Source organism: Mycolicibacterium agri (assembly GCF_002553505.1).
GTDB classification, from domain to species: Bacteria; Actinomycetota; Actinomycetes; order Mycobacteriales; family Mycobacteriaceae; genus Mycobacterium; species Mycobacterium agri.
Map to the genome: position 1 here is coordinate 1 of NZ_PDCP01000015.1, position 12513 is coordinate 12513.

Annotated in this window: 16 protein-coding genes; 8 read left to right on the plus strand and 8 right to left on the minus strand. The window is 67.4% G+C overall.

What is annotated here, in order from left to right; genetic code table 11:
• Positions 1–195 precede the first annotated feature (195 nt).
• Together CQY20_RS10340 and CQY20_RS10345 are read right to left on the minus strand one after the other, a co-directional pair.
• Positions 196–1689, minus strand: a complete 1494-nt coding sequence (locus tag CQY20_RS10340) for a two-component system sensor histidine kinase PdtaS (protein WP_097939997.1) — start codon at positions 1687–1689, stop codon at positions 196–198.
• 15 nt (positions 1690–1704) lie between these two features.
• Positions 1705–1920 (minus strand): biotin/lipoyl-binding carrier protein, encoded by a 216-nt coding sequence (locus CQY20_RS10345; RefSeq protein ID WP_097940098.1) that lies wholly within the window; start codon positions 1918–1920, stop codon positions 1705–1707.
• A gap of 127 nt (positions 1921–2047) precedes the next feature.
• Here CQY20_RS10345 and CQY20_RS36195 point away from each other — a divergent pair, with 127 nt between their 5' ends.
• Positions 2048–2122 (plus strand): 50S ribosomal protein bL37, encoded by a 75-nt coding sequence (locus CQY20_RS36195; protein ID WP_085976515.1) that lies wholly within the window; start codon positions 2048–2050, stop codon positions 2120–2122.
• Between the two features lie 28 nt (positions 2123–2150).
• Here CQY20_RS36195 and rsrA read toward each other — a convergent pair whose 3' ends face one another.
• Together rsrA and CQY20_RS10360 are read right to left on the minus strand one after the other, a co-directional pair.
• Positions 2151–2453 carry a mycothiol system anti-sigma-R factor gene (rsrA, locus tag CQY20_RS10355; RefSeq protein WP_097939998.1) on the minus strand — a complete coding sequence of 101 codons (303 nt, stop codon included), beginning with the start codon at positions 2451–2453 and terminating at the stop codon, positions 2151–2153.
• A complete protein-coding gene (locus CQY20_RS10360) occupies positions 2450–3145 on the minus strand; it encodes a sigma-70 family RNA polymerase sigma factor (protein WP_371871100.1) in 696 nt (231 codons plus the stop codon). Before CQY20_RS10360 ends, rsrA begins: the two co-directional genes overlap by 4 nt.
• 227 nt (positions 3146–3372) lie before the next feature.
• On the opposite strand from CQY20_RS10360, the gene CQY20_RS10365 reads away from it, so the two are divergent.
• Together CQY20_RS10365 and CQY20_RS10370 are read left to right on the plus strand one after the other, a co-directional pair.
• A complete protein-coding gene (locus tag CQY20_RS10365; RefSeq protein WP_097940000.1) occupies positions 3373–3867 on the plus strand; it encodes an aminoacyl-tRNA deacylase in 495 nt (164 codons plus the stop codon).
• Positions 3868–3891: 24 nt separating this feature from the next.
• Positions 3892–4740, plus strand: coding sequence for an SDR family oxidoreductase (locus tag CQY20_RS10370; protein ID WP_097940001.1), 849 nt, complete (start codon positions 3892–3894; stop codon positions 4738–4740).
• Here the strand turns inward: CQY20_RS10370 and CQY20_RS10375 are convergent.
• Both CQY20_RS10375 and CQY20_RS10380 read right to left on the minus strand, forming a co-directional pair.
• Positions 4737–5900: an NDMA-dependent alcohol dehydrogenase gene (locus CQY20_RS10375; protein WP_097940002.1), complete on the minus strand. Its 1164-nt coding sequence runs from the start codon at positions 5898–5900 to the stop codon at positions 4737–4739. The genes CQY20_RS10370 and CQY20_RS10375 overlap by 4 nt on opposite strands.
• 78 nt (positions 5901–5978) lie before the next feature.
• Positions 5979–6653 (minus strand): YqjF family protein, encoded by a 675-nt coding sequence (locus CQY20_RS10380; protein ID WP_097940099.1) that lies wholly within the window; start codon positions 6651–6653, stop codon positions 5979–5981.
• Positions 6654–6739: 86 nt separating this feature from the next.
• Between CQY20_RS10380 and CQY20_RS10385 the strand changes: the two genes are divergently transcribed.
• Positions 6740–7528, plus strand: a complete 789-nt coding sequence (locus CQY20_RS10385; RefSeq protein ID WP_097940100.1) for a class I SAM-dependent methyltransferase — start codon at positions 6740–6742, stop codon at positions 7526–7528.
• 142 nt (positions 7529–7670) lie between these two features.
• Here the strand turns inward: CQY20_RS10385 and CQY20_RS10390 are convergent, their stop codons facing one another.
• Positions 7671–8456, minus strand: coding sequence for an SOS response-associated peptidase (locus CQY20_RS10390; protein ID WP_207767261.1), 786 nt, complete (start codon positions 8454–8456; stop codon positions 7671–7673).
• Between the two features lie 44 nt (positions 8457–8500).
• On the opposite strand from CQY20_RS10390, the gene aroA reads away from it, so the two are divergent.
• Positions 8501–9796: a 3-phosphoshikimate 1-carboxyvinyltransferase gene (aroA, locus tag CQY20_RS10395; RefSeq protein WP_097940004.1), complete on the plus strand. Its 1296-nt coding sequence runs from the start codon at positions 8501–8503 to the stop codon at positions 9794–9796.
• A gap of 14 nt (positions 9797–9810) precedes the next feature.
• Positions 9811–10800, plus strand: a complete 990-nt coding sequence (gene rsgA / locus CQY20_RS10400; protein ID WP_097940005.1) for a ribosome small subunit-dependent GTPase A — start codon at positions 9811–9813, stop codon at positions 10798–10800.
• 28 nt (positions 10801–10828) lie between these two features.
• Here the strand turns inward: rsgA and CQY20_RS10405 are convergent, their stop codons facing one another.
• Entirely contained in the window at positions 10829–11053 is a 225-nt protein-coding gene (locus tag CQY20_RS10405) for a hypothetical protein (protein ID WP_097940006.1), read from the minus strand.
• Positions 11054–11244: 191 nt separating this feature from the next.
• Here CQY20_RS10405 and CQY20_RS10410 point away from each other — a divergent pair, with 191 nt between their 5' ends.
• On the plus strand, positions 11245–12090 hold the full coding sequence (locus tag CQY20_RS10410) for an aldo/keto reductase (protein ID WP_097940007.1): 846 nt from the start codon (positions 11245–11247) through the stop codon (positions 12088–12090).
• A gap of 124 nt (positions 12091–12214) precedes the next feature.
• On the plus strand, positions 12215–12493 hold the full coding sequence (locus CQY20_RS10415; protein WP_097940101.1) for a hypothetical protein: 279 nt from the start codon (positions 12215–12217) through the stop codon (positions 12491–12493).
• Positions 12494–12513 lie beyond the last annotated feature (20 nt).

Here is a 12513-nt window from a genome sequence, read left to right on the forward strand (position 1 = left end):
AGACAAGCCACACCCCACCCGGAGGTTCTCCTCACATCAAGCCAACACGCCTGCTACCAACGTCCTGTCCCAGTACAGCTAGCCACACCAGATCTCGACAGGTACGGCCCCGATGAAAGTCGGGGCCGTACCTGTGTGCAAATGCAATTTATTCAAATTGCGCAAACGCTGTCCATTTAACGTAAAAACGCTGAACTACTGAGGCAGCCGGGTGCGCCTGCCGAGCGGCACACGCAGCACCACATCGGTGCCGCCGGTGGATGAGGCGTGCATGCCCAGCGAGCCGTCCAATTCCGCCGACACCAGCGTGCGCACAATTTGCAGACCTAACCGGTCGGCTTTCTCCAAGCTGAATCCCTCGGGCAGGCCGCGCCCGTCGTCGTGAACCACGACATCGAGCCACCGCGCCGAGCGCTCCGCGCGGATCGTCACGCAGCCCGTGCGCTTTGCGCCGTCGAAGGCGTGCTCGATGGCGTTCTGCACCAGTTCGGTGATCACCATGATCAGCGCGGTGGCGCGGTCGGCGTCGAGCACACCCAGATCCCCGACCCTGGTGAGCCGGATCGGCGGACTGTCAACGGCGGCAACGTCATTCATCATCGGCAGGATCCGGTCCACCACCTCGTCGAGGTTGACCTCCTCGTCCACCGACATCGACAACGCGTCGTGCACGAGCGCGATCGACGACACCCGTCGCACCGACTCGATCAGGGCTTCGCGGCCCTCGGCGTTGTTGGTGCGCCGCGCCTGCAACCGCAGCAGCGACGCGACGGTCTGCAGGTTGTTCTTCACGCGGTGGTGGATCTCGCGGATGGTGGCGTCCTTGGACAGCAGGGCGCGGTCGCGGCGCTTGATCTCGGTGACGTCGCGAATGAGCACCGCCGCACCGACCGACTCGCCGTGCACCACCAGCGGCAGCGTGCGCAGCAGCACCGCGGCGCCGCCGGCGTCGACCTCCATCCGCATGCTGGACCCGCCGACCAGCGAGTCGCGCACGTGCTCGGCCAGTTCCTGGGCCTCGAACGGGTCGGAGATCAGCGGCCGGGTCACCGCGACCAGGTTCTGTCCCTCGAGTTCGGCGGTCAGACCCATGCGGTGGTAGGCCGACAGCGCGTTGGGGCTGGCGAACGACACGGTCCCGGCGACGTCCAACCGAATGAAGCCGTCGCCGACCCGGGGGCTCGAGCGCGAGATCGACAGGTCGCCGATGTTGGGGAAGGTGCCCTCCGACAGCATGTGCAGCAGATCGTTCGCGCAGTCGAGGTAGGCGCGCTCCAGCGGGCTGGCCTTGCGCGCGGCGAACGCGGTCTGGTGCGTGAGCACGGCGACGACACGGTTGTCGTGCCGCACCGGCACCGCCTCCATCGAGATGCCGCTGTTCGAATCTGCTTGCGGCTCATCGCTTTCCCGGCCGATCGCCCCCGACTTGAAGGCCGCGGTGACCAACGGCATCTCCTCGGCTGCAGCCAGGGTGCCGACGGCGTCGGACAGCAGCACCGTCGGCGCGGTGTTCGGCCGGCACTGCGCCACACACACCAGGGCGTCGTCGTCGCGGCGCACCCACATCAGGTAGTCGCCGAACGACAAATCGGCCAGCAGCTGCCACTCCCCCACCACGGCGTGCAGATGGTCGACGGCGTTGCCGGGCAGCACCGTGTGCTCGGCGAGCAGGTCACCGAGGGTGGACATCGGGATTTACTCCAGCTAGTCGATCACCGCGATGAGGTCGCCGGCCTGGATGACGTCGCCAACGGACACACTCACCTTGCTGACCGTGCCCGCCACCTCGGCCAGCACGGGAATCTCCATCTTCATCGACTCCAGCAGCACCAGGGTGTCACCCTCACCGATCTGATCGCCCTCGTTCACCACGACCTCGAGCACACTGGCCACGATTTCGGCGCGAACATCCTCGGCCATTTTCACCCCTTTCGGCTGCTGCATGCCGCTCTATCGAACCACAACCGGCGCGCCCGGAAGCAGTCGAGCGCGCCATGAGACACTGGTAGCAAGTACATACGACCACTCATACGGATGGAGAAACGATATGGCCAAGCGAGGCCGTAAGAAACGCGACCGCAAACACTCCAAGGCAAATCACGGAAAGCGCCCCAACTCCTAAGGGGCGCTTTCGCCGTTGGTGCGCCGTTTCAGCCGCGGATGATCGTGGTGCGGCTGATCTCGATGCGCAGCCGCTCACGAAGCCGGTCGGGGGCCCTCTCGCCGCCGCACTTGGCGGCGATCAGCCGCTTCACGCGCTCCTCGATGCCGTAGTGGCGCAGGCAGCCGGGGCACTCTTCGAGGTGCTGCTTGAGCTTGTCGCGAGTCTCCGGGGTGCACTCGCCGTCGAGCAGCGTCCACACCTCGGCGATCACCGCCGCGCACTCGGGGTGCTCGGGGTCGACCGGGCCGATCGGCGGCGTCCAGCGCTCTTCGTCTTCACGATCGGTCATGACGACACCTCCTCGGGGGCGTCCTGCTGTCCCCGGATGAATCCACGGTCCTCGGCAACGCCGGCGAGTAGGTCGCGCAGTTGGCGCCTGCCGCGGTGCAGCCTTGACATCACTGTCCCGATGGGCGTGTCCATGATCTCGGCGATCTCCTTGTACGGGAAACCTTCGACGTCTGCGTAGTACACCGCCATCCTGAACTCTTCCGGCAGAGCCTGCAGCGCTTCTTTGATTTCACTGTCCGGAAGCGCCTCCAGCGCCTCCACTTCAGCGGAGCGCAGTCCAGTCGAGGAGTGCTCGGCATTGGACGCCAGTTGCCAGTCGGTGATCTCCTCGGTCGGATACTCCGCAGGCTGGCGCTGCTTCTTGCGGTAGCTGTTGATGTAGGTGTTGGTCAGGATCCGGTACAGCCACGCCTTCAGGTTCGTCCCTTCCCGGAACGACCGGAAGCCGGCGTAGGCCTTGACCATGGTTTCTTGCAGCAGGTCTTCGGCGTCGGCGGGGTTGCGCGTCATCCGAAGCGCACCGCCGTAGAGCTGGTCCAGCAGCGGAATCGCGTCGCGCTCGAAGCGCGCGGTCAAATCCGCGTCGGACTCTTCGGCCCGCGCGGGCGCCGACGTCTGCGGCGCCGACGTCTCCGGCGCCGAATCGGGCTCCGGCGCGGGCGCCGAGTCGTGCCCGTCGATGTCGGTCATCGTTGGGAACACCGTCCCTTCCGTCGTGGCGCCGCCAAGCAGGTCAGGCCATTCCAACAGCCGCAGACCTTCAATGGCCAATGTTGGCACCTAGGTACCCCCTTCGTCCGATCCTAGAGGTTGAGCTCGACATCGTTTCGGCGCCGGCCGCGCGGGGCCGCCACCACCCTCCTCAACAGCACGGAAGGGCCGGGTTGTTCCCTCACGTGCCCTTATAGGCTGGTCCGGTGGCACGCGCAGCGACTCCCGCGATCACGGCCCTGCTGACCGCCGAGGCCCCCCATGAGGTGCTCCGCTACCACCACGACCCGCAGAACGAGTCGTACGGCGAGGAGGCGGTCAACGAACTCGCCCGCGTCGACGGTGTCGATCCGGAGCAGGTGTTCAAGACGCTGGTCATCGCGCTGCCGAAGGGGCTGGGAGTGGCGGTGCTGCCGGTGCCTGCCCAGCTGTCGCTCAAGGCGGCCGCGGCCGCGCTCGGGGTGCCCAAGGCCACCATGGCCGACCGCGCCGCCGCCGAACGCGCCACCGGCTACGTGGTCGGCGGCATCTCGCCGTTCGGCCAGCGCAAGAAGCTGCCGACGGTCGTGGACCGCTCGGCGCTGCGGTGGGACCGGATATTGTGCAGCGCGGGCAAGCGGGGCTGGGACGTCGCGGTGCATCCGCAGGACCTGATCCGGCTCACCGACGCTGTGATCGCCGACATCCGCGCCCCCGACTGAGGGCTGCGATCTAGGGTGACCCCCATGACTCTTGCCGGCAAGACCATGTTCATCTCCGGCGCCAGCCGCGGCATCGGGCTCGCCATCGCCAAACGCGCAGCCGCCGACGGCGCCAACATCGCGCTGATCGCCAAGACCGCCGAACCGCATCCCAAGCTTCCCGGCACGGTCTACACCGCGGCCAAGGAGCTGGAGGAGGCCGGCGGCCAGGCGCTGCCGATCGTGGGCGACATCCGCGACGGCGACTCGGTGGCCGACGCGGTGGCCAAGACCGTCGAACAGTTCGGCGGCATCGACATCTGTGTCAACAACGCCTCGGCGATCAACCTCGGCAAGATCCTCGAGGTTCCGCTCAAGCGGTTCGACCTGATGAACGACATCCAGGTCCGCGGCACCTATGCCGTGTGCCAGGCCTGCATCCCGCACATGATCGGCCGCGACAACCCGCACATTCTGACGTTGTCGCCGCCGATACGGCTGGAGCCGAAGTGGCTCAAACCGACCGCTTACATGATGGCCAAGTACGGAATGTCGTTGTGCGCTTTGTCCTTGGCCGAGGAACTGCGCGACGAGGGCATCGCGTCGAACACGTTATGGCCGCGCACGCTGGTGGCCACCGCCGCGGTGCAGAACCTGCTCGGCGGCGACGAGGCGATGGGCCGCGCCCGCAAACCCGAGGTCTACGCCGACGCCGCATACGCGATCCTCAACAAGCCGGCTCGCGAGTACACCGGCAACGCACTGCTGTGCGAGGACGTGCTCGTCGAGAACGGCGTCACCGACCTGTCGGTGTATGACTGCGTGCCCGGCGCCGAACTCGGCGTCGACCTGTGGGTCGACTCGCCCAATCCGCCGGGATACTCGGGGCCCTAATCGAATTCGATTAGGCCGCGGATGTTTCGACCCTCGCGCATGTCGCGGAAAGCGTCGTTGATCTGGTCCAGTCGATAGCGGCGGGTGATCAATTCGTCGAGCTTGAGATGCCCGTTGCGGTACATCGACAGCAGCATCGGCATGCTGGCGCGCGGGTTCATCCCGCCGTAGAGCAGTCCTTTGAGCGTCTTGCAGGACTGGATGAAATCGACGAGCAGCAGCGGCACGATGTTGACGTCGAGCTTCGGTATCGCGGTCATCAGGCAGGTACCGCCCTTGCGGGTCAGCATCATTGCGGGTGCGAGCAATTCGGGCGGCAGCACGCTGGGGGTGAGCACGACGCGGTCGGCCATCACGCCTGCCGTGAGCTCCCGCACCAGCGGGACGGCTTCCTCCGCCGACGCGACCGTCTCTGTCGCCCCAAAGAATTTCGCTGAATCCCGTTTGAACTCAACCGGATCCACCGCGATGACGGCTCTCGCCCCTGCGGCGCGGGCGCCCTGCACCGCGTTGATGCCGACCCCTCCTGCGCCGATGATGACCACCGTGTCGCCGGGCTCGGTGCCGACGCCGACGGTCGCCGAACCCCATCCGGTGGTCACGCCGCACGACACCAACGAGGCGGCCTCCAGCGGAACCGAGTCGTCGATCCTGATCACCGATTCCTCTGCGAGAACGGCGTATTCGGCAAACGTGCCGAGCTGCGTCATCGCGGTGAGGTCGTCGTCGCCGACGTGGCGGCGCGACGTGCCGTCGGTGACCATCCCCTTGTCGAACATCAAGGCGCCGTTGTCGCACAGGTACGTCATGCCCGACACACACCACCGGCAGGTGCCACAGGCCGGGATGAACGACGTCGCCACCCGATCGCCCGGTCGCACCGACCGCACGCCGGGCCCGACTTCTTCGACGATGCCCGCCCCTTCGTGTCCGCCGAGCATCGGGAAGAACTCCGGAACCGCCCCACCGGTGGCAGCCACGATGCCGGCGAGCTGGTCGGACATCACGCCGTCACCGGTCGAATAGTGGTCGTCGGAATGGCAGATGCCCGCGACGGCCATCTTCACCAGCACCTCACCTTCGCGCGGCGGGTCGAGCGTGATCTCGGTGATTTCCCAGTCACCGCCGACGCCGCGAAGCACGGCTCCCTGACACTTCACTTGCGGCCTCCCGTGGGCTCGGTGTGCAGTCGATGTGCACAGCGTCCCGCACCGACACCGCGGCCGGTGCTGATTCGCCTACTGGACCCGCACCGGAGGCCCGAAGCGGGCATGCACGCCCGGTGAGTACAGCGCCCGCAGCCGCGCGTTTGCCACTGCCACACCGGCGGCCTCGACCAGGCCGTCCTCCACCTCGACGACCTCGGCGGCGCGCAGCGGCCACGGATCGTGCTCGTTGGGCACCCACCACGTGCGGCCCGCCTTGTGCGTGTGCGCACCCCAGCGCGCGGTCAGCCACGTCTCCAGGGCCGTGGGTTGCACCGGATCGCCGACGTGCACGGTCACGCGACTGCGCAGCCCCGGCCGCGGCCACCGGCGCTCGCTGTCGTAGGTGATGCGCCCGCCCGAGCGACTCACGCGCATCTGCGCCCAGCAGTACGGCACCCCCAGCGCCGCGCGGACCACCGGCACGACAGCCAGCCGCGCCGTCTCGAGCGACAGGAAGACAACGCCGTGGCGCCCGGCCGCGTCGACCGAGTACAGCCGGACATTCGTCTCGTGGAACGCGCCGAAGTACGGAAGCGCAAGCCCGCGACCCAGATTCGTGTGCCGCATGGTGAACGGCACCAGGCCGACGTAGGTTTTTCCGTCGAAGAGGTCGGGCCGGGTGCCCACGGGGTAGAAACGCGCGACATCGGCGGGCCGGACCGGCCAGTGCAAAAACGTCACGTCGGCCCAGTACTGGTCGACCATCACCGAACCCGTGAGCGCAGGCGCATCGACCGGGAAACCCGACAGCGAGGTCACCCCGACATCGTGACACGCTTGAGAAGGTGACCATTCCCAAGTCCTCAGCCGCACTCTGGTCCGCGGGCCGCTACGACGCCATCGGCGAGCGGATCGCGCCCATTGCCGCGGAGGTGGTCGCCGCGGCAAGCCGGCGCGGCCCGTTGCGCGACGTGATCGACCTCGCCTGCGGCACCGGCAACGCTGCTCTGGCCGCGGCGGCCGCCGGCGCCCGGGTGACCGGTGTCGACGTCACGGCCGAACTGATCGCGATCGGCGCGCAGAAAGCCGAGCGCTCCGGCCATTCGATCAGCTGGGTCACCGACGACGCCGCCGACACCGGCCTGCCCGCGGCGTCGTTCGACACCGCGGTGTCGAATATGGGCATCATCTTCGTCGACCCGGCCAAGCAGGTCGCCGAGATCGCCAGGCTGCTCAAACCCCAAGGCGTCTTGGCGTTCTCGGCGTGGGTGCTGGATCCGGGCAATCCGTTCTTCAGCCCGATCGTGGCGGTGCTCGGCGCGCCGCCACCCGCGGAGTTCACACCCGACCAATGGGGCGACACGGCCATAATCCATGACCGCCTCGCCGCCGACTTCGACGCCGTCGAGATCGAACAGCGCACGCACACATGGCGATTGGGCTCCGTCGAGGAGGCCATGCACTTCATCGCCGAAGAGTCGCCGACGCACGTGGCCACGTTCGCAAGGCTCGACGACGCCACCCGCGAACGGCTCCTCGCGGCGTACGACGAGACGCTGCGTGCCCACCTCGACGACGCCGGCTCCGTCGCCTACGACGCGCCCTATGTCGTGGTGACGGCCCTGCGCCGCGACACCTGAGACTCAGCGCCTCCCGCCGAACGTGCAGAAATTGTGAAAATCGGCGCCGAAAATCGCCGAGGATTCACGTTCGGCGGAGCAGTTGAGGAGTAATTCGGCGGAGCAGTTGAGGAGTAGTCAGGAGCGGTAGGGCGCCGCGGATTTACAGCAGCGTGGCCTGCTCCGGCTGCTGGTCGGCGGGCTCGATCAACTCCGGGCCGTTGTTGCGAATGCTGTTCACCAGCCGCGATACTTCACGGATCTCGATGCGGTCCAGGTCGCCGTGCCCGCGCAACAGGCCCTCATCGATGGGCGCGTGCGGGTCCAGCCAGCGGTCCCAGTCGGCGGCACTGATCGACAGCGGCATGCGGTCGTGGATCTCGGCGAGCGGGCCCGCCGCGTCGGTGGTGATGATGGTGCAGCTCAGCAGCGGCGCGCTGTCCTTCGGCGCGCCCTTGGGTCGCCACGTCGACCACAGCCCCGCCATGAACAGCGGCTCGCCGTCGGCGCCGTACATGTAGAACGGCGTCTTCTTGCCTTTCTCGCCGCGCCACTCGTACCAGCCGTCCATCGGGATCAGGCAGCGTTTGCCCTTCGCCGAGTTGCGGAACGCCGGCGAGCTGGTGACCTTGTCGGCGCGCGCGTTGATCAGCAGCGGGCCCTTCGTGTCGGGCGTGCCGTCCTCGGTCTCCTTGACCCACGGCGGCACCAAGCCCCATCGCATCAGCCGGATGCGGCGGGTGGCCTCGTCGTCCGGGTCGGTGTGGCGTTTGACGACGGTGCTGATGGTGGTGGTCGGGGCCACGTTGTAGTTCGGCCCGGCCACATCCTTGCGCTCCGTCTGAGTGGACGTCTGAGTGGACGTCTGAGTGGACGTCGCCTCGTCGATGGCCTGGATCTTCTGCGCCAGCAGCGCCGGGTCGGTGGTTACCGCGAATCGGCCGCACATATGTCCCATGGTGGCAGAGAACGCCGACAGGGCAGGATAGGGCCGTGGAGAGCCGGACGAACGACACGAGTGCATGGCAGGCGCCGACCACGCTGGGGCCGGTGCACGCCACCGTCACGGTGCCCGGCTCGAAGTCGCAGACCAACCGTGCGCTGGTGCTGGCCGCGCTGGCCACTCCGCAGGGGACGTCGACCATCAGCGGCGCGCTGCGCAGCCGCGACACCGACCTGATGATCGACGCGCTGAGTGCACTCGGTTTCATCGTCGACGGCGCCGACACCGAGCTGACGGTGAGCGGTGGGCTGCAGCCCTCCCCCGGCGCCCGAGTCGACTGCGGCCTCGCGGGCACCGTGCTGCGGTTCGTTCCACCGGTCGCGGCGCTGTCCACCGAAGCGGTGGTGTTCGACGGCGACGAGCAGGCCAGGGCCCGCCCGATCGCCCCGCTCCTGGACGCGCTGCGCGGACTTGGCGTGCAGATCGACGGCGACGGCCTGCCGTTCACGGTGCGCGGCCAAGGCGCGGTGGCAGGCGGCACCGTCGAGATCGACGCGTCGGCGTCGTCGCAGTTCGTGTCCGGGCTGCTGCTGGCCGGCGCGGCGTTCACCGCAGGGCTGACGGTCGTGCACACCGGCGATTCGGTGCCGTCGGCCCCGCACGTGGCGATGACGGTGGCGATGCTGCGGGACGCGGGCGTCGACGTCGACGACACGCAGCGCAACCGCTGGCGCGTCTCACCCGGGCCCGTCGCTGCGCGGCACTGGGCCATCGAGCCGGATCTGTCGAACGCCGTGCCGTTCCTCGCCGCCGCGGTGGTCAGCGGGGGCACGGTGCGGATCACCGGGTGGCCGCCGGTGAGCACCCAACCGGCCGACGCGATCCTTGCGATCCTGCAGAAGCTGGGTTCGACTGTGCGGCACGCCGATTCGTATCTCGAAGTGCAGGGTTCGCAGTTCTACGGCGGGTTCGACGTCGACCTGCACGACGTCGGCGAGCTGACACCGGCGGTCGCGGCGCTGGCCGCGCTGGCGACGCCGGGCCAGGTGTCGCGGCTGCGGGGCGTGGCCCATCTGCGCGGCCACGAGACTGACCGGCTCGCGGCCCTGAGCGCCGAAATCAACGGCCTCGGCGGCCGCTGCGAGGAGACGCCCGACGGTCTGCTCATCACCGCCCAACCGCTGCACGGCGGGCTGTGGCGGTCCTATGCCGACCACCGGATGGCCACCGCGGGCGCGATCGTGGGCCTCCGAGTGCCCGGGGTCGAGGTGGAAGACATCGCCACGACCTCGAAGACGATGCCCGAATTCCCGCGAATGTGGGCCGACATGCTGGCCGGACAGTAAACAATGCCGCAGGGATGAGCAGCAGAGACTACGACGAATCCGACGTCCGGATCCGACCGGGTCGGGGCTCTCGGCCGCGCACCAAGATACGGCCCGACCACGCCGACGCCCAGGAGGCGATGGTGGTGTCCGTCGATCGCGGACGGTGGGGTTGTGTGCTCGGCCGCGACCCGACGCGGCGCGTAACGGCGATGCGGGCCCGCGAACTCGGCCGCACCCCCATCGTCGTCGGCGACAATGTCGGGCTGGTCGGTGACCTTTCAGGGCGACCGGACACGTTGGCCCGCATCGTGCGGCGCGGCGAACGGCGAACGGTGTTGCGGCGCACCGCAGACGACACCGACCCGACCGAACGCGTCATCGTCGCCAACGCCGACCAGTTGATGGTCGTCGTGTCGCTGGCCGACCCGCCGCCGCGCACCGGCCTCGTCGAGCGCGCCCTGATCGCCGCCTATGCCGGCGGCCTCGAGCCCATCCTCTGTTTGACCAAAACCGATCTCGCACCAGCCGAACCGTTCGCCGCGCAGTTCGCCGACCTCGACCTGACGATCACGACGGCCGGGCGCGACGATCCGCTCGACGCGCTCATCCCGTTGTTGACCGACAAAGTGACGGTGCTGCTCGGCCATTCCGGTGTCGGCAAGTCGACATTGGTGAATCGGCTTGTGCCGGAGGCACATCGGGCGATCGGTGAGGTGTCCGGTGTCGGCAAGGGCCGGCACACGTCGACGCAGTCGGTGGCCCTGCCGCTGGAGGGATCGGGCTGGATCATCGACACGCCCGGCATCCGCTCGTTCGGGCTGGCGCATATCGAGCCCGACGATGTGTTGCTGGCGTTCTCCGATCTGGCCGAGGCCATAAAAGACTGCCCGCGCGGGTGCGGCCATCTGGGGCCGCCGGCCGATCCGGAGTGCGCGCTGGACACGCTCAGCGGGCCTGCCGCCGGCCGGGTCGCTGCGGCGCGCCGGCTGCTGACGGCGTTGGCGTCGGCGGACACCTACTAGACACCAATTGGGCGCCTGTGACGTCTTGTCAGCGGTTGCGCAGGGCGTTGATGTGCCAGATACCCTTGTGGTTGTGCCAGCCCGGCGTCGCCTCGGGCGCTGGATCCGCCTTGACGCTGGGGGCATACGAGTATCCGGGACCGCTCGGCGTCGCGGCGCCGGCCATGCCCGCCAGCCCGACCGCCGCACCGCCGAGCAGGCTTCCGCCGACGGTCAGAAAAACGAGGTAACGAGCGAAGACGTTCTTGATCATTGCGAATTCTCCTGTGTCGATAGGCTTTCCGATGACCTCAGCGTGTCGCAAGGCAGCGTCGGAATCTGTCCGGCAGTCGGCCAATCACCTGGGGGATTCCTGTGTCCGCCGTTCGGTGGACATAAATCACCGATGTGCCGTGTTTGACCTGTTCGATCACCGGGCAGGCACCCTTCGAAGGAGGATCAACCGTGAGCCAAGTACCGAACATCGAACTCAATGACGGCAACCGAATCCCGCAGCTCGGGTTCGGGGTGTTTCAGATCGACCCGGCCGAGACCGCCGAAGCCGTGCGCAAGGCGCTTGAGGTCGGCTACCGCCACATCGACACCGCGGAGATGTATCAGAACGAGGCCGGAGTGGGCCAGGGCATCCGCGACGCCGGCATAGACCGCTCCGAGGTGTACATCACCAGCAAGCTCAACAACGGCTATCACCGGCCCGACGATGCCCGCCGGGCGTTCGACAAGACACTCGAGGAGTTGGGCTACGACTACGTCGACCTCTTCTTGATCCACTGGCCGTTGCCCACGCTCTACGACGGCGACTTCGTCTCCACCTGGCGCACGCTCGAGGAATTCAAGAAGGACGGCCGCGCCCGCAGCATCGGCGTGTCGAACTTCCAGGTGCCGCACCTGGAACGGTTGGCCAAGGAAACCGAGACGGTGCCTGCGGTGAACCAGATCGAGGTGCACCCGTACTTCACCAATGAGAAGGTGCGCGCCTACGACCGCGAGCACGGCATCGCCACCGAGGCGTGGTCGCCGATAGCGCAGGGCAAGGTGCTCGGCGATCAGGTGGTCGAGGGAATCGCGAAGGCGACGGGTAAGACCCCAGCGCAGGTGGTGTTGCGCTGGCATATTCAGCGCGGCGACATCGTGTTTCCGAAGTCGGTCACCGAGAGCCGCATCAAGGAGAACTTCGAGATCTTCGACTTCGAACTCAGCCAGGACGACATGGATGCGCTGACCGAACTGGACAAGGGCGAGAAGGGCCGCACCGGGCCGAATCCGGACACTTTCGACTACATCCCCTGACACATCCGCCACATTGGACTATCTGGTCTCATTTCTGCAGATAGATCCATTGACTGATGGATGAATTGGACGATATAGTTCAGTTCGCGTTATCACATCATCCGTGTACGAACAGGACTACATCATGAGAGCAGGCCGGCTGTCCCGCCGCGTCGCCGCCTCACTCGGCATCGCCGCCATCATTTCGATGGGGGCATTGACCGCGTGTGCCGGTGAGGAGGAAGAGGCCCCCACTGAAACAACAACTACGACAACGACAACCACCACGACGACGACGGCGCCGGCCGAACCGACCGAGAAGGCACCGCGCATCGATCCCGGCGGGCCGAACCCGTTCTCACCGCAGATCACGGCGCCCGCAGCGCCGACAGCGATCCCGGGGAACAAAGAGAACACCGGCTAGCAGCCACCGACGGACGGACC